Here is a 20944-nt window from a genome sequence, read left to right on the forward strand (position 1 = left end):
AGAACCTTGAACTTTAAACAATAAATCTTTTACATGGAAAGGCTTTGGTGGAAAAATGAAGAAAGCGAACAGATCCTGAACCGGGGATACCTGTTAAACGGAGAAACAGTAGAAAAAGCAATTGACCGTGTGTGTACTGCTGCTGCCCAGCGCCTGTACAAGCCGGAGTTGAAAGAAGCCTTTAAAGAAATGGTGGAGAATGGCTGGATGAGCTTCAGCTCTCCGATATGGGCCAATATGGGTACCGAAAGAGGGTTGCCCATTTCCTGTTTTAACGTGCACATGCCGGATAATATTGAAGGTATTACCCATAAGCTGGGCGAAGTGATCATGCAAACCAAGATCGGAGGCGGTACCTCTGCGTATTTTGGTTCCTTGCGCGGACGCGGCAGTGCGGTTACAGATAACGGGAAGAGCAGTGGTGCGGTAAGCTTTATGCGGTTGTTTGATACGGCGATGGACACCATCTCACAGGGCGGCGTACGCCGGGGTGCATTTGCTGCGTACCTCGATATTGACCACCCGGATATTGGCGAGTTTTTAAATATTAAAGATATCGGGCATCCCATCCAGAACCTGTTTAATGCGGTGTGTGTACCGGATTACTGGATGCAGGAAATGATCGACGGGGATATTGCGAAAAGAGAAATATGGGCGCGCGTGCTGGAAAGCCGCCAGCAGAAAGGATTGCCATATATTTTTTATACGGATAATGTGAACAAGAACAAACCCCAGGTATATAAAGATCTGAACCTGACGGTGAACGGAAGTAATCTTTGTTCGGAGATCATGCTGCCCTCCACAGAAGACGAGTCCTTCATTTGCTGCTTATCTTCCCTGAACCTGGAGCTGTATGATGAGTGGAAAGATACCGATGCCATTAAGCTGGCCGTATTCTTCCTGGATGCGGTATTGCAGGAGTTTATTGCAAAAACAGAAGGCAACCATTACCTGGCCAATGCCAACCGTTTTGCAAAAAGACACCGCGCACTGGGACTGGGTGTATTGGGCTGGCACTCTTACCTGCAGCGCAATATGATTGCATTTGAAAGTATGAAGGCCAAGCAGCTGACACATTCCATTTTTGCCGAGCTGCAGGAGAAAACAGAAAAAGCCACGATGGAACTGGCCCGTATTTACGGAGAACCGGAACTGCTGAAAGGATATGGCCGCCGCAATACTACCGTGATGGCGATTGCGCCCACCACTTCATCCTCCGCTATCCTGGGGCAGTCCTCACCCGGCATTGAACCTTTTGTAAGCAACTACTACAAAGCAGGGTTATCAAAAGGCAACTTTATCCGCAAGAATAAATACCTGAAAGCATTGCTGGAAGAAAAGGGGCTGGATACAGAGGATGTATGGCGCAGCATTATGCTGAACCATGGCAGCGTGCAGCATGTGGAGGGGTTGACCGAGCATGAAAAAGATGTATTCAAGACCTTCCGTGAGATCAGCCAGCTGGAGATCATACAGCAGGCTTCTATCCGCCAGAAATTTGTTGACCAGGGTCAGAGCCTGAACCTGAACATCCCTCCGGGGCTTCCGGTAAAGGAAGTGAACAAATTACTGATCGAAGCCTGGAAGCTGGGCGTAAAAACCCTGTATTACCAGCGCAGCCAGAGTGTTTCCAAAGAACTGGTGAACACACTGACCGTTTGCAGCAGTTGCGAATCGTAATAACACAACAACTTTTTTATTACCGGAAATGCAGCGCGGAAGCGCTGCATTTTTTATGATTCGCAGATAGCGGCTCTGGTAGTGCCGGCAAAAACAATGTGAAACCGGGGCGGGCTGCTACTGTGCAGCTCCCTCAAATTGGATCCTGCTATCAGAAACATTGACCAGTTCGTCCAGTTCATAAACGTTTTTATACCCATAACCAAAGAGGTTAATATAAGTAGGAATATTTAACGCTAACGTTAATGGTGTATGATTGTTGGCTGCCGACGGCGTTGCGGTTTTGGTAGTAAAGTTTACCTGGTCGCCCTGGAAATTATTATTGCAGTAGATCAGGATACGCGTATTGGCATCCGGGATCAGCCGCTTAAGATTCGTTTGTGTGAAATCTGTAAAGGGCAGGGAAAGGGCCCCTTTCAGGTGCCTGCCCGCATAACGGTTAGCGGAGCGGGTATCCAGCAGAACGGTGTTGGGCTCCTTCTGCATTTTAAGAAAATCATCGAGGCTCACAAGCCGTTCCTGCCTGTGTTGTTCTATTACGCTTACCAGGTTTTTAAAATCGCCGTAGTTGGCCAGTGCTTTAGGATATGCTTTGGTTTCCGCGTTACTTTTATTACAGGAATACATTAAAACGCTGCCAAAGAATAATGCAGACAGTGCGGCTGCGGTCAGTAGTTTTTTTTTCATACGCTTGTTTATTATGAGTAAAGATATACGTCTTTCCTAATTGCATGAACCGGGGAAACTGTTGCCGTATAAACCCGGGCCACCGGATGCAGATAACGCAGGATCCGGCATAAACGCAACAGCAATGGATAATAAAGTTCTGCTGGGAGAACCGGGGTGCAGAGATCACTTCTGCGAACCCGCAGTTTATTATAGCAGACCGCGAACCTGCGGTTCCGTGATGGAATAACATTCCGGGCGTTTATGTAATTATTCCGTTTCTGCATCTTATACCCAAAAGAACCCAATGAAGATGTATCCGAAGCAGCGCTGCCGGCTTGTATTAACCCTCCTTGTATTATTGGTGGCTGTTGTTACCCGGGCCCAGGTTCCGGTAATGGAGATTAATGAAAACGGGAAATACCGATCTGACCAGACTGTAACACTGCAGCAGCTTTCAGCAGATGTAAAGGTTGTTGGCAATATTGCCACTACTACGATGCGCATGCGTTTTTATAACGGTTCCGGCCGGCTGAAGGAAGGGCGTCTGACCTTTCCCCTGCCGGAGGAGGTAAGTGTTAGCGGTTTTGCATTGGATATGAACGGCGTGATGCGTAAAGCCGTTCCGGTAGAAAAGGAAAAAGCCACGGCTGTTTTTGAAAGCATCGAACGCCGGCAGGTAGACCCCGGCATCCTGGAAAAAACAGAGGGCAATAATTTCAGAACAAGGATATATCCTTTGAATCCGGATGGCGTCCGTACCGTCGAAATTACCTATAACCAGGAGCTGAGCAGCAGCAATGGCCAGCTGGTATATTATCTTCCGCTGGCCGGTAAAACCATTGCTTCCTTTTCGCTGTCGGCCAGTGTGTACGAAACGGTTGCAGTGCCGCAGCTTATTGAAAAACCGGATGGCGGTTTTGTTTTTGAAAAAAAAGGAAATGTGTGGAAGGCCTCCATCAGCAAGTCCGATTTTACCCCGGATCAGTCGTTGAAAATTGCATTTCCGCAGCAGGTGAATGCGCCCCGGACCCTTGTAAAAAGAAAGGATGCGGATTCCTGGTATTTTTTAACCAATGTGCAGATCATACCACCTGCTCCCGTAGTAAAACCTCTGCAACAGGTCACTATTTTATGGGACAACTCCCTGAGCGGCCGGAAGCGGGACCATAAGAAAGAAAAAGCCTTTCTGGAAAAATTGTTTGCAACCAAAAGCAATATAAATGTTACACTTTATGCCGTTGCTACCGCCACCAAAAAAGTAGGTGACTATGCCGTATCCAATGGCGCCATCGGGGGATTGCTGAAAGCTGTGGATGAAATGATATACGATGGCGCCACGGATTACAGCAGTATTCCGGCCCTGCCGCCCGGAGGAGACCTGCTGTTCTTTACGGATGGCCTCTCTAATTTTGGGGAATGGAGCCAATTGCCCTCTAAACCCGTTTACCCGGTAGTGGCCACACCGGTAGCCAATTACAGTAAACTACGCTATTACAGCAGCAGTACCGGCGGGCAGCTGATCGATCTCAACCAAACAGATGTGGCAGGTGCTGCGGCACAGGTAATGCACAAGCCTTATCGTTTTTTAGGGGTAAAATATTTATACGATATCAGTAACGTCAACCCGGCAACAGCAGCGGTTTCCGGCGGCAATCTTATGATCACAGGTATTGTACGCAAACTGCCGGTGACCCTTACCCTGCAATTCGGGTACGGGAATAAAGTAGCGCAGGAGATCCCGGTTACATTGGATGCGCAGCAAACGGCCGGTGACTGGGCCATTGAAACTTTTTGGGCGCAGCAGCAGCTGGCAGCGCTGGAACCTTTTTACGACCAGAACAAGGAAACCATTTCCCGGCTGGGAAAGGAGTTTGGCATTGTAACGCCCAACACGAGCCTGATCGTTTTGGAAAGCGTAGCGGATTACGTAAAGTATAAAATAGCGCCGCCGGCTGAATTATTGCAGGAGTATAAAGCCCTTGTAAAACGGAGACAGCTAAACCAGGAAGAAGCCTGGGATAATTACCTGGCCGCGGCTAAGGAACGGATGAAGGATCTGAAGGAGTGGTGGCATACGAATTACCCCATAAAACGATCCACAAAAAAAATTACAGAACCCCGGAGGATGGAAGACCGGGAAGTAATGGCAGCTCCGGCCCCCGCGCAGGAACGCAGCAATATTCAAACGATTTCAGGGGAGGAGCTCAAGGACCTGCCCGACGCCAATATTCCCGGCCTCCTTCAGGGACGGGTGGCGGGAGTAAATGCCGCAACCTCGCAAATGGAGGAGACGGTTGTGGTGGGCTATCGTGCCGCACCTAAAGGAAAGGTGACCGCCATTGATATCAAAAGCGATGCGGAATACCTGAAGCCGATGGATGCCGCAGTTTCTATGGATGCCGCCTATAGAACCTACCTCCGGCTGCGGGAAAACTACCAGACCACCCCTTCGTTTTATTTTGATATGGCTAATTGGTTTTATGGTAAAAGGGAAACCGGACGGGCAATAGACATAATAAGCAACCTGGTAGAGCTTGAGCTGGAAGATGCGGTGCTGTATAAAACAGTAGCCTATCTTTTGAAGAAATATGGAGCGTACGATAAAGAACTGGTCATTACCAAAAAAGTACTGGACTGGCGCCCCATGGATCCGCAGAGCTACCGCGATTATGCACTGGCCCTGCAGGATAACGGGAAGTATCAGCAGGCGCTGGATACCCTGTATGCGGCGCTTACACAAAGCTATACGGAAGAGGCAAGGACCCGGGACCAGGGAATTGAGGAAGTATTGCTGATGGAGCTTAATCATATTGCCAGCCGTTACAATGCAAGAGTCAACACTTCAAAGATTGACAAGGCGCTGCTATACCGGCTGCCGGTGGATATCCGGGTGGTGCTGAACTGGAACATGGATCATACGGATATCGATCTTCATGTAACAGACCCCAAGAATGAGGAATGCTATTATGGAAGCAGGGAAACATCCCTGGGGGGACGCATCAGTGATGATTTTACGGACGGATTTGGTCCGGAACAGTTCCTGCTGAAGAAGGCCATCCGGGGGAAATACCAGATCAAAACCAATTTCTTTGGGGAACGCCAGGTTACGGTGGCAGGACCGCCCACATTGATGGCGGAAGTGTTCCTGCGGTATGCTTCCGGTAATGAAGAACGGAAGATCGTGGTATTCCAGGACGCCAAGGGCAGCCGGGCCGCCAATGCCGATGGCCAGGTATTGATAGCAGCATTTGATTTTTGACATTCAGATACAATTCCCGCTGGAGCGTACCTGCTTTTACCCGGCTTTATCCGCCCGTACATCATCGGAATATTGCGCCCGGAGATTTAGGGGAGGCTCCGGATCGCTTCTTTTTTGCTACTTTTGATGCATTCTAACGATTTAAAAATATGAAAACGAAAGGATTTTACGGTCTTCATTATGCGGTTTGCTTTTCAATATTGTTGTCTGTTTTCATCCATACGGGATGCCGGAAAAAAGAGGGACCGCCGGCAGTACCGGTGATTCCGGTACTGGAGCATTTCACTATTGAAAAAAAGAACAACCCGGACCTGGAGGCGGATATCGCTTTTTCCATTAAAGGCGATAGTGTTATAGCAACGCAGCCATACCGGTATAAGAAAATGTTGGTGCCGTCGTTTGCCACCAATGCGCAGGGTGTATTTATCGGAGCTGTAAAACAGGAGAGCGGGGCAACAGCCGTTGATTTTTCTGCTGTGCAAACATATACGGTTATCTCAAATGATGGGACCCGGAAATCCTACTATGTTAAAATAGCATGGGTTGCAGACAGCCTGCCGCATCTTTATATACAAACAGAAGGCGGGGTGCCGGTTGCTTCTAAGGATGATTATGTAAACGCCACCCTGCAGATCGATGGCAGGGGAAAATATGCCGACTTTACCGGTGCTACCCGCATAAAAGGAAGAGGAAACACCACCTGGTCCTACCCTAAGAAACCATACCGTTTAAAACTGAACAGCTCCGCTTCGCTGCTGGGACTGGCAACAGAAAAGGACTGGGTCCTGCTGGCCAATTATCTTGATCCTACGTTGATGCTGAACGCTGTGGCCATGAAGATTGGCGCACAGCTGCAGCTTCCCTATACCAATCATATAATACCGGTGAATATTACGCTCAACGGGCGATACCTGGGCTGTTATAACCTTACGGAACAGGTTGAAGTGGGGGATAACCGTGTAAAGGTGGGCAGCGACGGCCTTTTGCTGGAACTGGATAGTTATTTTGACGAGCCCTATAAGTTCCGATCGGCAAATTATAGTCTCCCTGTCATGATTAAGGAGCCGGAATTATCAGCTGCTGCCGACGTGCTGCCGATACAAACGGCATTTAACAGTATGGAATCGTTATTGGCCGATCCTGTCTTCCCTGCCAACAATTACCGGGAAAAAATTGATGTGGAATCTGTTGCAAAATTCATGCTGGTGTATTTTCTCACCGATAACGAGGAACTCAATCATCCCAAGAGTACCTATATGCATAAAACAGCAACCGGAAAATATACCATGGGCCCGATCTGGGATTTTGACTGGGCTTTTGGATTTGAAAAGGATGGGGCACATCTCCTTACATCTAACAGCCTGCCTTTCTGGACCGGCAGAACACCGGTGCCTGCGGGAACAAAATTCTTCACCCGGTTTCTCAATGATCCGCAGTTCGTAACGCTTTTAAAACAGCTGTGGACGGATTATAAATCCAATCACCTGGATGAGTTGGTGCGGTTTGTGGAAACATATGGCTTATCCATTATGACCGCGAAGGCAGCGGACTACACCGTATGGAAAAAGGGTGCATCCGATAACCAGACAGAGGTAACAAAACTGCAGCAATGGCTAAGAAACCGGGCCTCCTACATCGACGGGTACCTCGGTAGTCTGAAATAAAGCGGCATATACTGCTCCTGCCCGGGAAACGCTCCCGGAAACAAAGGTGACGCACCTGGCGGGTGATCCGCCTTCAGCATTTCCACGTGCCCGGTGTTGCGATGTGTTGCGGATGCACGTTTTAATAAAAAACAGCGGGAATATGAAAACAACACTTGTACTTCTGATGGGCATCGTTTTGCTGGGCGCCTGCAAAAAGGGAACAACCGGCAGGATGTGTACCGAAGAATACCGGTTCTTTAATGTGAAATTGCAATCGGCTATAGGGGAGCCCATAGTGCTGGATACGTTTTACACCAGGATCGTTGCGGACCATACTGCTTTTCATGCGCGCAACACTGTGCCGGATGCGGGCAACGGGTATTATGCTGTGCTAAGCGACGGTCAGCTGCAGTTGCTGCCGGAGGGTAAAGAGATGGAACTCCGTTTTATTGGTGTCCGGAGCGAAAAGATCATTGTTAATGAGCCGTATATTTTCAAAAATAACGGCTGCCATATTGAAAAGATTTCCGGGAAAAACGAGGTGACCGTTCCATAAAAGGAACGCCCGTTTTTTATAATGATGGAGTGCTGTTGCGTTGTTTTATAAAGGTTTCATACATCTTCTTCCAGTCTTTATAAACACCTTCATCCGTAAAAGAAGAGTTGTGCCAGATCATGCTGAAAAAGCCGTCTACTCTTTTTACTTCGTTGTAGAGTTCCTGCAATGCGGTAAGTCCCGCATCAGGCGTTTCCTTTTTATAAAAGATAGAAGTGGCTTCCATAAAGCAGAAAGGAAAGAGGAGGAGGTCGGTGGCTGTTTCCGTTTGCAGGTCGTACCAGCAAAAGGGTGATGCCACAGAAGCGCGGAACCCGTTTGCATCTGCGTATCCCATAGAAAAATCAAAGAGGATACCCGCTTTAAGCAGGTTGTGGTAGGTTTCCGGGAACGAAAGCTTTAAGAAATGCTGGCGCGAAGCATTGATGGCAGTGCCGGTAATGGCGGCCAGGGTTTCCTTTTCATTTTTTAAAACATGAAATGTACGGTTGCTTTGCCAGGATGGATGCAGGCCGACAGGATAGCGGATGGCATGGTCGGTGATCAGGGCCTTCATGGCTTTGTTACGGGGGGATATGTTTTTGTCGTAACGGTTGGTATGTGCCCCTACCAGGAAAAAATAATAGGGTTTCAGGTTGTATTGTTCGTGCAGCCGGTTCAGCCAGCCAAACTGGTCAAACGGATCCCTTTCCTTTCCCAGGAGCACTTTTATCCTTTTGCTGGCGGCCGGCAGCTGACCCCTGACCGCGTCCTTTAACAGGTTGGCAGCATTTCGGAGAAATCCCTTATGCTTATAGCTCCAGGCCATATCGATATCATAGGTAGGGATGAACCGGAAAACCATTTGCCGGAAGCGCTCATCAGGAAACAGCGCTGTAAGCTGTTTTTTTAACAATTGCATCCAATGGTTGATCAGGGGTATTTTCAGGAAGCCATTCTTATAAGCCAGCGATGCGGTGGCCGGGAATCTTCCATGCGGGTCTTCCTCAAAAGGCAGGTATTCTTCATAGCGGCTTAGTAAGTAAAAAGCAGCAGCAAACAGGTCAAAGCCCAGGGGGCCGCCCGTTTGAAAAAAGACCGGCAACCCGTTTAGTGATGCAACGGCAATGGACTGCGGCTGAATGCCGGTTTGGGATAACAATGCCTGGGGCACTATATGCAGGCAGGGGGTGTCCAGCGTATCAGCGGTGTAGTTGATCTTTGCTCCCTGTTCCTGAAGGAATACATCAGGCGCGTCTGTAAGCTCCCACTCGGTAGTGCTCATTTCCGTTGAAAGGAACCGGGCAATATACCGCAGCCGGGGGGTAATATGTTTGCTGTAGACCAACAAGGTTATTCAAAAATAAGAGGAATATTGCAGGATTTGTTTATTATGGGGGTACTGCGTGGAGCGGAGTGACCGGGGCAACAAGTAATGATTGCTAACGCCTGCAAGCGGCGCATAAAGTCCGGTCGCCCTGGTGCCTCATGAAGAAGCGCAAACACCTTGTCGTAACTTCGTTTTATAAACGCCGCCGGCCCGGTCCTAAAGGGATCTATGCACTGCAGGTGTGCAATCCCGCTTTTAGCGGGACAGGCCTGGAAGCTGCCACCTTTACTGCTGCCGGGCTAAAAAAACGGTGAGCTCTGTATACCGGAACAAACAGACCTCACAGGTCTTTTAAGCCTTGTTTCTTCCGCGCTTCCCATTGTTCATTAAATGATTTTTTTGGAAATTTAAGTTTGCTGTGGTTTTTGGTCCAGGCCCCGGCCACCATATTGATGAACGTGCCTTTGAAATTGCCGTTTACCATGTTCACCATGCTGCGTTTGAGCATGGCCGTCTTCCACATCTTCCAGGAGAATTTTTCAATCAATGGGGCATAACCTTCTTCTACGGCCTCATACCGGTTTTCCAGCAAGAGCTCGTGGAGGTTGATCTTTACAGCGCATACTTCGGTACAATTGCCGCAGAGGGAGGATGCATGGCTGAGGTGTTTCCATTCCTTCATTTCCTTTAACTGCGGGGTGATCACCGAACCGATGGGGCCGCTGTAAGTGGTATTGTAGGTATGGCCCCCGATGTTTTTATAAACCGGGCAGGCATTGAGGCAGGCACCACAGCGGATGCAGTACAGGGCTTCCCTTGCTTTTTCGTTGGCCAGCATTTTACTGCGGCCGTTGTCCAGCAGGATCACATACATTTCTTCGGGGCCATCCGCTTCCTGTTGTTGCCGGGGGCCAGTCACAATGGTACTGTAGGAGGTAATGCGTTGTCCGGTACCAAAGCTGCTCAGGAGTGGCCAGAATAATGCCAGGTCCGTCATGGACGGGATCACTTTTTCGATGCCTGCTACCACAATATGTGTTTTGGGCATGGAGCAGCTGAGCCGGGCATTACCTTCATTTTCGGTGATGGCAATTCCGCCGATGTCGGCTATGATGAAATTGGCACCGGTAACGCCCACTTCTGCCTCCGCGTATTTCTGGCGCAATCTTTCGCGGGCGGTAAGGGTGAGCTTTTCGGCACTGTCATTTGGATCGGTACCCAGTTTTTCCGCAAACAATTCGGCGATCTGTTCCCGGCTTTTGTGCATGGCCGGGGTTACAATATGGTAAGGTGGTTCTCCCGCCAGTTGCTGAATGTATTCGCCAAGGTCTGTTTCTATACTTTCAATATGATGTTTGGCCAGGTTATCGTTCAGGTGTAATTCCTCCGTAACCATGCTTTTGCTTTTTACCAGCGTTTTACAGTTTTTTTGCCGGCAGATCTCCAGGATCACTTCGTTGGCCTGTTGGGCATCCTCGCACCAGATCACTTTGGCACCGCGCTTTGTAATGTTGGCTTCAAAATTTTCCAGGGTCTGGTCCAGCACCTCTATCGCTTTCCATTTTAAATTCTTGGCCCGTTCCCGAGCCAGGTTAAGGTCGGCAAACTGAGCCTGTCCGCCCGGCACGGCTGCGTTGTACCTCGAGATATTGAAATTGATCACCTTCCGGTGCTCCCGGTCGTAGGCTTTTTCCCTGCTCTTTTTCTGAAAGATGGACGATGTATGCGACATGTGGCAAATTTAGCCAAATGCCACGAATGCACGAATGAGGGAATGTTAATTTGTACACCGGAGATCTCAGCCATCAGTCTTTAGCCTTCAGCCAGCCTTTACCGCGTTAGCCCTTCCAGAAACGCCCGGAATTTTTTATTGCTGAAATCAGCCGTTCCCTCGTGTTGATACACCGGGTTCCCGGTCTTATCCAGCACAAGGGTGGTGGGCAGTGTGCCGCTGTACCAGGAGGAGGGCACGGTTCCCCGGAAGCTGGATACCGGCAGACTGAGTTCTTTTTTCTTTATAAAAGCCGTTGCTTTGGCGAGGTCCTGATCGGCATCCACCAGCAGGAATATGATATTGGGATTGTGTTTAAAAGCTGTATAAAGTTCACTGATGGCCGGCATCTCCGCAATACAGGGCGGGCACCAGGTTGCCCAAAAGTTGATGAACACCACTTTGCCCTTTAAAGATCCGGGTGTGTGGATTGCGCCGCTTTCGGTGATAAACTGGATGGATGCCGTTGCGGCTTCCGGCGGTGTTGCTTTGATGGCTGTAACCCGGGGCTGGAAAAAGCCTGCTTTCATCAACCCGCGAATAATTACCGCCTTAAATTCCGGGAATACAAAAAGTGCCAGCGCAAAGGCCAGCAGGCCCGCTGTGACAAGATTTTGTATTGTTTTTTTTGACATGATGCTGCAATTTAACCCCGCAATCTCCCGAATCTTTCTGACGGGAGGTATTTTAAAAATAATAAATATTTGTTAACCGCCCGGCAGCCGTTACTTTTGATGTTCACGTTTATCAAAAATCAGTAGCATATGAACCGTCATCGTCGTATCCTGTTTTCAGGTTGCTTTCTTTTTTCGCTATCCATGTTGCAGGCACAATCTCCAGGCCCGGCAGCAGAAAAGAAGCAGTTTGAAGTGCCCGCCAATAAAGCGTATGCGGAGCCGTTTACGCCCGGCGATCCGGGCGTTTCCATCCCTGTTGGTTATCCGGAAAGCCGGGGCAGTATCAGCAAATGGCGCAATAAAGACAAAAGTGTTTCATGGATCGTTTATCAAAAACCGGGGCAGTATGATCTGTATTTCGACAACCAGGTTACTGCGGGCAAAAAGCTGCGCTTCAGGCTGGATATAAGCGGTACCTATCCACAGTCAGGATTGAAGCAGGTAAGCCGTGATCTTGTTTTTACCGGTACCGGTAAAAAGGATACATTGTATGGATCACCGGTCCGGATTACCTCTGAGGGCTATTATAAATATACGCTGACTCCGGTAACCGATCCGGAAGGAGCTATCACGATTACCACTTTGTTATTCAAAACGGCCACACGGGATGGCTGGGTGAATTTTATCAATTACCAGTCAACCCCTTCAGTACATCTTTCGTTCAGCAGTACAGTGCCTACTACCAAATCCTATAACTGGTTATACGAAGAGATCCTGGTTCCGGAGGGTGAAGATCCCCTGCATACCTATTATATGTCGCTGGGCTTTTACCGGGGATACCTGGGCATTCAAACCAATTCACCCACCGAACGGAGGGTCTTATTCTCGGTTTGGGATAGTAAAGACGCCGAAAAAGATTCCAGCATCACAAAAGCTGATTTCGTAAGCCTGGTGGATAAGGATCCCGCTACAACGGTTAAGTCGTTTGGGGGTGAAGGAACCGGGGGGCAATCATTTGTAAAGGATGCTAACTGGAAAACAGGCCGGCCGGTTCGGTTTTTAATGAATGTGTTGCCGCAGGAAAATAATTCGGTAGTGCTTTCTGCATGGTACCAGGTGGCCAATGAAGGGTGGCAGTACATTGCCTCCTGGCGTGCACCTCGTGAAAAGCGCTTTTTCGATGGCTTTTATTCCTTTCTTGAAAATTATGGGTATACGAACGGCCAGCTCCGCAGGGAGGCTTATTACTATAATGCCTGGGGAGTGGAGCAGGCCACAGGAAAATGGATCAATTTTAATAAGGTCCGTTTTTCCAATACCGATGGTAAAACCGGTCAGCGGGTAGATTATGAGCAGGGCGTGTCTCTAAAATATCCCGATCGCTTTTATATGGCGGCAGGCGGATATACTCCCACCGTAAAAACGAAGAATGAAATGCCGGTTTTGAAAACGCCTCCGTCCCTGGATCTTAAAAAATTTGAGGCACGGGTAACGGAAGCGCTGAAAAACGAGGGCCGGCAGAATATCCGGCGATGATATACCTGGTAAATTGAACAGGAGCAATAGGGCATCCGGAAGCAAAAGAATCAGGAAAAAGACGGACACTCGTTAACCTAAGGCTGGCCAGACAGCGATGGTGAATGCTTATTTTAATGTCCGCACGGCAATGTCAATCACTACCGTTATACCGGTCATGTAATTGCCGGAATTGAATTGCATCTGCCCCATATGCAGATGATCGCTGCCTGCTTTATTTTATTTTCCCGACCAGCGCTTTCAGCTGCTGAAACGCCTGTTTTTCCAGCGCGGATATTTCAATCAGCCGGTCGCCCATATTGTCATAGTCCGCCTGGGTATTCAGCCGGCCTTTATAGATGCCGGAAGCCTGGATGGCTGCATCCCGCCATTTATCCCCCGTAGCGGTAAATTTTTGGGATAGATCAAAAAGCTCGTCAGCTTTTATATATGGATGAGCCTGCTGTAAAAAGGCGCCGTAGATAAACCGGAAGCCGCCGCCGCCGGTACCGATCTCCTCCTGCATCCGCACCAGCTGAGCCAGGTAGCTGCGGGCTTTTTCATCGCCCAGTTTGGTCTTCCATTTTTTGATCTGCCGGCCGGTATAGGCAATGCCGCTTACACCGCCAAAGGAGCCCGGAATATGCAGCATATCCCGGCAGTTGCGTTTGATACCCTTGATAATGCCCTGTTTCATTTGTTCATCTGTTGGCTCCTTCAAATGATCGCCCGGGTAATATAGCTGTCCGCGTGGCGCAAAAGCGCCTTTGGCAAAACGCACACGTTCCAGTTCGTAGCTGTTCATGGTAACAAGCCCTTCCATAATGGGATCGCTGATATAGTAATCATCTCCTTTTTTATCTACCACGATCAGGTTGTGTGCGTTGAAATGAAAGCGGTATTCTTTTGGAAAATAAGTCAGGTAAAAAACACCTACCTGGCAGGCGGTAGGTTTGCCGGCCAGTATACGCCCGTCCAGCTCCTGCATGGCTTTTTCATGTGACCGGAATTTTTTCCGGGTAACAGGAACGCCGAGTGCGGTACAGGTACGCTTAAAGATCAGCCCCGGCATGGTCCTGAAAGAAATAGCCGGACCTCCATTCACCTTCATAAACGGCAGCTGGATATAAAACAGCCCGGATCCCATGCCAAAAGCCAGCGGTTCGGTAATTTTTGTGATACCGTAATGACGCAATAATGCCGTGGTAACGCCGTTCTCGCAATGGGCTGCCTGGAGATGTTTGAAATTTGTATGTTGAAGTTCCAAGTTTGTTGTTTATAATAGTGAGAAGTGAATGGTTTATTGTGAGAAGTGAATGGTCAGTGGTCAATAGGGAATGGTGAATCGTTAAGAGGGGATCATAACCCTGCTCACTACCCGCTATTCCCTGTTTACGGTGTTAAACGGGTTTTTTAATTCCTCTACGCTCACCTCAAAAAGCGCTGCGTATTTTTTTAGTTTATCTGCAGGAAGTTTTTGAAAGCCGGAAGGTTTCAGGTGTTTTTTGATGGTCCATTTCCAGTAGCCGGTATAGGAAGCCAGGATGTTCAGATCCATGATCTTTTTCTCCATAAAATACAGGATGGGGCTGGCGCCGCCGGACAGTACCTGTTGTTTGGCTGCTTCGATCTTTGCCTCCACATCATGCCAGGCCACGTTTAATGCCTCGGTTTTTACATCCCAGCCGGTACTCTGACCGGTGGAATAGTTACCGTTCTCGTCTACCACATAGGTCACCTCTTTGGCTATTTTGCCAAGAGCGCCGTTATCCTGGGGAATCTCTTCTTTTTTCATATAAAGAAAAAAATTTAAACAAGGCAAGCTAATGAAAAATGATGAAATACGATTCGCTAAATCAAGGGATAAAAACCGCGAGATTCTCGAAGAATCTCGCGGTTTTTACATGGCCGAAACAAAAAAGTGAAAAAACGAAGGCTTTTTCACTTTCTATTATTGACCATTAACTATTGCCTATTCCCCGCTCTCTACACCACTGTCAGCAATGCATACATATAGCTGAACCTTGAGCTTTCGGGCACCAGCAGGAACACTTTATCGCCTTTTTTCAGCTGCCCGCTGTTAAATAGTTCGTCCACCATAAAGTATACAGAAGCTGCACCTACGTTTCCTACGCGGCTCAGGTTCACAAACCATTTTTCGTAAGGAATATGATGGCCCAGCTTAATATGTTCATCATATATTTTATCCTTAAAGAAGTTGCTGCTCATATGCGGCAGATACCAGGTAATATCATCCGGGTTCAGTCCGCGGCGCTCAAACAATTCCGGTAGCAGTTTTCCACCCAGCGGCACAATATTCGGGCTCAGTAATTTCACATCCTGTTTAATGCTCAGGACCGATTTTTCATTCAGCTCTTCATGATTAAATTCCAGGAAGCTTTTTAAATGGCCATCCTCCTGTTTTTCTGCTCCCATATACATGCAGGCCTCCATATGGTCGGCATAGGAAATGCCTTCCATCCATTCTATTTTCAGGCTCAGGCCTTCTTCATTCTTTTTATTGGAGATCAGGAATGCCGAAGCACCGTCCGACAGCATCCAGCGTAAAAACTCCTTATCAAAGCTGATATAGGGGTTCTCTTCCAGCGCTTCCAGTTTATGCACTTCATCTTCAAACTGGTTGGCCACCAATGAGGCAGAGAACCGCTCAGAGCCGGTGGCAACAGCCGTGGCGGCATCACCGGTCTTTACCGACATATACGCGTATTTTAATGCGTGCATGCCCGCGCAGCATACCCCGGCGGGCGATACCACTTCAATGGATCCCAGCTCCGGCAACCAGCCATGTACCATCACGGCGTGTGAAGGCATCATCTGGTCTGGCGATGAAGTACCGCAGGAGAGCACATCCACATTTTTAATGCCCCCCGGGTCCTGTTTAAACAGTTCCTTAATGGCCTCCGCCGTTAACTGGGCATTGGTGTGTGTGATCTTTCCGCCTTTTTCCAATGCATAATAACGATTGGTAATGGCGTTGTTTCTCAAAACAATTCGTCTGGATTTGGAGGGTTTTCCATTAATATAACCCAGGTAGTCCTCCATTTCGTCGTTGGATACCGGGTTGTTGGGAAAATAGTGAGCAGTACGGTTAATATAAACGTCGTTCAAATTCATAATGTTTTTTAATCATTTATTTTTTATAGCCCCAAATTTATTACCGGGCTTTCCTGGAGCCTGTCCCGCTAAAAGCGGGATCGCACCCTTCAGCTACAGTGCTTTTATTGAACTAATGAGCGGTTAAATCTTTTCCCTCCATTCCACACCTGCGTAATAATCCATTTGCCGCCGGACCTTCTTCTGGCTGAATGGACGCACCAGGATCAAATCTACTAATAAAATAATAGGAGAAGCGATCAGTAACGCTACCGCAAGATAATATTTATAGGCAACAAGTATTTTTTTTCTGTTTTTCGGGTGTTTATTGATGATGGCCACCCATTTTTTGAATATTTTCCCGGCCTTGCGTTCAATAAACATAAGGGAATATTTTACCACCACTGCTTTTTGTTTTACCAGCTCCGGCTGCAGGTCCTGCCAGTTGCCGGATTGCAGGTGCCGGTTTACCGTGGCGCCAAAAACGGAAGCATTGGCAATATCAGCCGCTGCCACACCCGGTTTGGGAAAAATACCCCATTTACGGTCTTTTCTTCCTGTGCCCAACCAGTGAAAAATGGTAAAATAGCTGAGGTGGTTGAGGTGCCGGTCAAACAGGGCAATATTTCCCGAAAGCTGTGCTCCGGCCTCCCGGAGCAGTTTTTTATTCTTTTCCTGGGCGTTGATCCACATATTGCGGCAACCGCAGATGGTTACCAGCGGAGTGTGTTTGATCAGTGCTTTAAACTGCTCATCCTGTAAAATAGAGTTGATCGGGATACTGGGCGACAGGTTCCAGGGTTGCCAGGCCAGTACCACCAGGTCATACCGCTCGCGGGGTACCGACCAGGGTTTCAGCGCCGTGGGGATCACCTCCACCGACTCGGGCACGGTATCAAAAAACACCGGGATGCTCCAGGGAAACGGAAAAGAATGCTGGGTTTGAACCTGCAAATAATCCACGGAAACACCATCCGCAAGCAGCGGTTGTAAAAAGGAATCCAGGATCTCCTTTGTTTGCCCGGATTGTGTAAAGTAAACCGCTAATACATGCTTGCTCATACCTGAAGTTATAAAAGGCCCGACAGTGATTTTGATTTTTTGCTGTAACTTTTTATGCTTTGCTGGGTAACAGCAGGCAGGGAGGCAAACTGATCCCGGACCATTTTGCTGTCTTCGGCAATGTTTTTGGAATATCCCAACGATTTGGGAGCGTTTTCCTGGATCATCAAACGGAGAAAACGGTATTCCGCCTCTTTGGGATCGGCTTTAATAACCGATTCCAGCTTTTTATGTCCCTGTTTAAAGATCGATAATTTTTTAGCGGGTATAGTAACCAGTCCTGCCTTCCGCATTTCAAGTGCGCCGATAAAAGCAGGGGCCCCCGCAGCCGTGGTGTAACCGGCTACCTGGCTGATCTGTGCATCAATGGTCTTAACCGAACTGCTGGCCAGCGCAGTGTAAAATGCTGCCTTTGATTGCGCCGTAACAGTATTGATGGTCAGGAGCAACAACCCGATCGTTCCAATAAATGTTAAAAACCGCTTCGTCATAAATAAAGTTTGCAAAAGTAACGGATTATTTGAGAGTATCGGTACCCTTTTACTGTGATTTCGCCGCTGGTCCCATACTTTCTGTTCCTGTTGTCCATTTAAGGATGAAATTAAGGAAACCGCAGTTGTTTGATATCTTTTTTCAAATTGTTAAAACTCCGGTGGCCCAGTGCTGGAAAATTGATTTTAAACAAGTTAATACCGGAGATGGAGGTATTTCGATGCCTTGTTCCGGGAAAAAATCCGGACTTTGTTTTGAGAAAAAGCGCTGTCTTTTTAAATTCTTTAATGAAGTATCCTTCTTCCTGATAAGAAAATCTTAAAATCCGCCGTTTTTTTTAAACTTGTCAAAATATGACCGTTATTATTCAAAAATGAATTACTTTTGGTGCCCCATATAAGGTGTATGGGAATGAAAATTTATTATTTAAAGCCTTAAATTTCTATTTAAAATGGCAGCTAAGATTAGATTGCAAAGACATGGGTCAAAGAAGAGGCCCTTCTACTTTATCGTAGTGGCAGATGCAAGAAGCCCTCGTGATGGTAAATTCATCCAGAAATTAGGTACGTACAATCCGTTGACCATTCCTGCTACCATTGAGCTGGATCGTCAAAAAGCATTGGAATGGCTGAATAAAGGAGCTACTCCTACAGACACCGTGCGTCGTATCTTAAGTTTTAAAGGTGTATTATACCTGAAACACTTATTACGTGGTGTAAAACTGGGACTGTTTGATGAAGCTGCTGCGATGCAGAAATTCACCGCCTGGAGTGCAGAGCATGACGAGCAAATTAAAAAACGTACTGCAAAAGCGATTGAGGAAAGAAAAGCTAAACGCAGAGTAGCCAGTGCTGCTCCGCGCAGAACCGCTGCTCCTGAGGCAAACGCTGAAGGCAACGGCGAATAATAGTAGAAAAAAGATTCTTAAAATAAAAAGCGGCCCAGAGCCGCTTTTTATTTATTCCATAACCGGATATCAGCAATGAAACAGGAGGAGTATATCAATATTGGAAAAGTTGCGGGGGTTTACGGTCTGAAGGGCGAAATCGTGCTGCAGCATGCACTGGGAAATACAGCATTTGAAGACCTGCGAAAAATATTTATAAAAGACCCGGGTGGAAGCTTTATGCCCTGGTTTGTTGAGAGCGTGCGGGTTAAAAGCGAAACGGAAGCTTACCTGAAACTTGAAGACATCCAAACACCTGAAGCCGCCTGGCCGTTGCTGCGGAAGGAGATCTGGTTCAGCAGCCCCGATTTTAAGCGCTATGCCAGCAAAGCGGCACCTATCAGTCTCCTGGGCTACACCGTAAAAGATGGTAAGCAGGTGCTGGGGGTGATACAGGAAGTGATAGAGCAGCCGCACCAGGTGCTTTGCCGCCTTACAGTGCGCGGCAGGGAAGTACTGATTCCCCTGCACGCGGAAAGTTTAAAAAAAGTAGACCATCAATATAAGAACATCACTGTAAAATTACCGGAGGGGTTGCTGGAAGTATACCTGGGAGCCGGATAAATGAATAGGAATAACCAGATATGAAAACAACCTGTAAGCTTATTGTATGGGCCCTGCTTTTGGTGTCCTGTAAAAACAAACTGTCTGAAGAACAAAAAGTTTTCCTGGATTTTGCAGCGCTCGAAGACCGGTATTCGGGTACGCAGCTTTATAATAACCTCTACCTGTGCGATTATACGATACCCAGGACCGCATTTGATGATAAGACCTTTTCTGTAAAGGAATGCGTTGAAAAATTAAGACAACAGATAAAGTTTATAAACGACCCGGAAGAGGGGGTGCTTTTCCCGGGATGGACTGAAACCGGGATGCAGGAAATACTTCCTTACCCTTCGGTTTTTTACCTGAACCGTTTGGGTGATACTGCTGTAGAGGTCAGTGGAAAAATATGGATACCCGAATCGGTTCATGCCTTTTCTTTTGACAGTACAGAAACGGGTAAAACCATTCATAAGGACAGTATGAAGATCACTTTGCTACATATGTCTAATAATGTGGCCACGTTACTGGTAGTGGACGAAACGCAGGTGCGGGATTACAACTATACCTATGATATGATCGATCAAAGTGCCCGGAAGCCGGAGGAAAAAAAGGCCGACTCTTTAAATCCGGGATATAATTACCTGTTTCCGGGTAGTGGTTACAAGGTTTGGCTCCAGGGGTATCTGAACCGGTGGCAATCCGGCAGTACTGTTCATTTTGACAACTCCCGGCTTGAGGTAAAAGGGACCAATAAGAACGGGGAACCTTTATTAATGACCAGCAAGGAGGAGGACTTCAGGCATTACCTGTGGTACCGGAATCATGATATGCCTTACAGTGAAATGGTAAGTGACTATTTTCTTGTCAGGAGTGCTTACCGGGAACGGGATAAAAATCCTGATCATTTTTTTAGCCCCATATATATTATGACCATCGCTGTTGCGGGGAAGCTGCAAAAGGTATCCGGGCTGATCCGTTCTTCAAAAGGTAAAACAGAAGCAATGGTATTGGGCCGGTTTCCGGTGCTGCCTGCCGGAGCGGGCAACGACTTTAAACTGCTGCAGGCGCCACCCGGGAAAATACCGGAGGTTAACACACAGAACGTATTGGATCATATCCGTGCCGGATCTTTTGAAGTGCGCAACAGGGATCGCTCTGAAAATGTATGTATTTATGTTTCCGTACGGGTTACGCAAAACCTGCTGGAGCAAAATAGTTTTTCACCATTCCGGAAAGCTATTTTTTATCCTTATATCCGGGGGGTATTGGGGGTTACCGCAAAAGGGGATACGATCGAAATAAAAGATACAGAAAATATCCGGGAACTGCTTGCTCCGGAATTATCCTCGTGGTATAATGAAAACATAGCGGCTGTAACAATACCCAAACCGGGTGTGGAAATTAAGACCTATATCTGTGTAGCCGATTTTTCATTGCTGCCTGCAGAAACCGTTACCTACAGCGCCGCCGCAATTCCGGCCGGGTTTAGCATCAGCAATGACCGCAAACTACTGACTGTTCCCAACAATGACAATTACCCCTTCAAAATAAACCTGTATAACGGTAATAAACAGGTACAGGATGTTTATATTAAGGAGGCATCGGACAGTTCCGGGAACGCCCTGGTATATAAAACGGAAACTCCTGTGGACAAAATCGAGTTGATCCGTTTTAATGGCGAACGTAAAAATCTTCCGGTGAACATATCCGTCACGCCTTCAAAACAAAACACCCGGCAAGGGTTCTGATCACAGGATTTTAT

At 47.7% G+C, this 20944-nt stretch carries 17 protein-coding genes; 8 read left to right on the forward strand and 9 right to left on the reverse strand.

Features of this window, described 5'->3' with window-relative positions:
- Positions 1–33: 33 nt before the first annotated feature.
- Positions 34–1680 (forward strand): ribonucleoside-diphosphate reductase subunit alpha, encoded by a 1647-nt coding sequence (locus tag BLS44_RS07590; RefSeq protein WP_090389447.1) that lies wholly within the window; start codon positions 34–36, stop codon positions 1678–1680.
- A gap of 117 nt (positions 1681–1797) precedes the next feature.
- On the opposite strand, the gene BLS44_RS07595 is transcribed toward BLS44_RS07590, so the two are convergent.
- Positions 1798–2367, reverse strand: a complete 570-nt coding sequence (locus BLS44_RS07595) for a rhodanese-like domain-containing protein (RefSeq protein ID WP_090389448.1) — start codon at positions 2365–2367, stop codon at positions 1798–1800.
- Positions 2368–2653: 286 nt separating this feature from the next.
- On the opposite strand from BLS44_RS07595, the gene BLS44_RS07605 reads away from it, so the two are divergent.
- From BLS44_RS07605 to BLS44_RS07615, 3 genes are all read left to right on the forward strand, one after another.
- Complete coding sequence (locus BLS44_RS07605) at positions 2654–5608, forward strand: VIT domain-containing protein (protein ID WP_090389450.1); 2955 nt, start codon at positions 2654–2656, stop codon at positions 5606–5608.
- Between the two features lie 149 nt (positions 5609–5757).
- Positions 5758–7272, forward strand: a complete 1515-nt coding sequence (locus BLS44_RS07610; RefSeq protein ID WP_090389451.1) for a CotH kinase family protein — start codon at positions 5758–5760, stop codon at positions 7270–7272.
- Between the two features lie 142 nt (positions 7273–7414).
- Complete coding sequence (locus BLS44_RS07615; protein WP_143019698.1) at positions 7415–7810, forward strand: hypothetical protein; 396 nt, start codon at positions 7415–7417, stop codon at positions 7808–7810.
- Positions 7811–7826: 16 nt separating this feature from the next.
- Here the strand turns inward: BLS44_RS07615 and BLS44_RS07620 are convergent, their stop codons facing one another.
- The 3 genes from BLS44_RS07620 to BLS44_RS07630 form a co-directional block, all read right to left on the reverse strand.
- A complete protein-coding gene (locus tag BLS44_RS07620) occupies positions 7827–9137 on the reverse strand; it encodes a polysaccharide deacetylase family protein (RefSeq protein WP_090389453.1) in 1311 nt (436 codons plus the stop codon).
- Positions 9138–9459: 322 nt separating this feature from the next.
- Positions 9460–10851, reverse strand: coding sequence for a LutB/LldF family L-lactate oxidation iron-sulfur protein (locus BLS44_RS07625; protein ID WP_090389454.1), 1392 nt, complete (start codon positions 10849–10851; stop codon positions 9460–9462).
- A gap of 98 nt (positions 10852–10949) precedes the next feature.
- The gene (locus BLS44_RS07630; protein ID WP_090389455.1) at positions 10950–11525 is read right to left on the reverse strand and encodes a TlpA family protein disulfide reductase; all 576 of its coding nucleotides are present in this window, start codon (positions 11523–11525) and stop codon (positions 10950–10952) included.
- Between the two features lie 129 nt (positions 11526–11654).
- On the opposite strand from BLS44_RS07630, the gene BLS44_RS07635 reads away from it, so the two are divergent.
- Positions 11655–13043, forward strand: a complete 1389-nt coding sequence (locus BLS44_RS07635) for a DUF3472 domain-containing protein (protein WP_245729138.1) — start codon at positions 11655–11657, stop codon at positions 13041–13043.
- Between the two features lie 214 nt (positions 13044–13257).
- Here the strand turns inward: BLS44_RS07635 and BLS44_RS07640 are convergent, their stop codons facing one another.
- The 5 genes from BLS44_RS07640 to BLS44_RS07660 form a co-directional block, all read right to left on the reverse strand.
- A complete protein-coding gene (locus BLS44_RS07640) occupies positions 13258–14289 on the reverse strand; it encodes a BtrH-related acyltransferase DarH (RefSeq protein WP_090389457.1) in 1032 nt (343 codons plus the stop codon).
- 114 nt (positions 14290–14403) lie between these two features.
- Complete coding sequence (locus tag BLS44_RS07645) at positions 14404–14817, reverse strand: flexirubin biosynthesis protein DarG (protein WP_090389458.1); 414 nt, start codon at positions 14815–14817, stop codon at positions 14404–14406.
- A gap of 191 nt (positions 14818–15008) precedes the next feature.
- Complete coding sequence (locus tag BLS44_RS07650) at positions 15009–16157, reverse strand: dialkylresorcinol biosynthesis protein DarB (protein ID WP_176954348.1); 1149 nt, start codon at positions 16155–16157, stop codon at positions 15009–15011.
- 123 nt (positions 16158–16280) lie between these two features.
- Complete coding sequence (locus tag BLS44_RS07655; RefSeq protein WP_090389459.1) at positions 16281–17198, reverse strand: hypothetical protein; 918 nt, start codon at positions 17196–17198, stop codon at positions 16281–16283.
- 8 nt (positions 17199–17206) lie between these two features.
- On the reverse strand, positions 17207–17689 hold the full coding sequence (locus BLS44_RS07660) for a hypothetical protein (protein ID WP_090389460.1): 483 nt from the start codon (positions 17687–17689) through the stop codon (positions 17207–17209).
- 452 nt (positions 17690–18141) lie between these two features.
- On the opposite strand from BLS44_RS07660, the gene rpsP reads away from it, so the two are divergent.
- The 3 genes from rpsP to BLS44_RS07680 all read left to right on the forward strand — a co-directional run bounded on the left by rpsP (position 18142) and on the right by BLS44_RS07680 (position 20930).
- Positions 18142–18597 carry a 30S ribosomal protein S16 gene (gene rpsP, locus BLS44_RS27070; RefSeq protein WP_090389462.1) on the forward strand — a complete coding sequence of 152 codons (456 nt, stop codon included), beginning with the start codon at positions 18142–18144 and terminating at the stop codon, positions 18595–18597.
- A gap of 75 nt (positions 18598–18672) precedes the next feature.
- A complete protein-coding gene (locus BLS44_RS07675; RefSeq protein WP_090389463.1) occupies positions 18673–19200 on the forward strand; it encodes a ribosome maturation factor RimM in 528 nt (175 codons plus the stop codon).
- A gap of 20 nt (positions 19201–19220) precedes the next feature.
- On the forward strand, positions 19221–20930 hold the full coding sequence (locus BLS44_RS07680) for a hypothetical protein (RefSeq protein ID WP_090389464.1): 1710 nt from the start codon (positions 19221–19223) through the stop codon (positions 20928–20930).
- Positions 20931–20944 lie beyond the last annotated feature (14 nt).

It is taken from the genome of Niabella drilacis, assembly GCF_900101395.1.
Lineage (GTDB): Bacteria > Bacteroidota > Bacteroidia > Chitinophagales > Chitinophagaceae > Niabella > Niabella drilacis.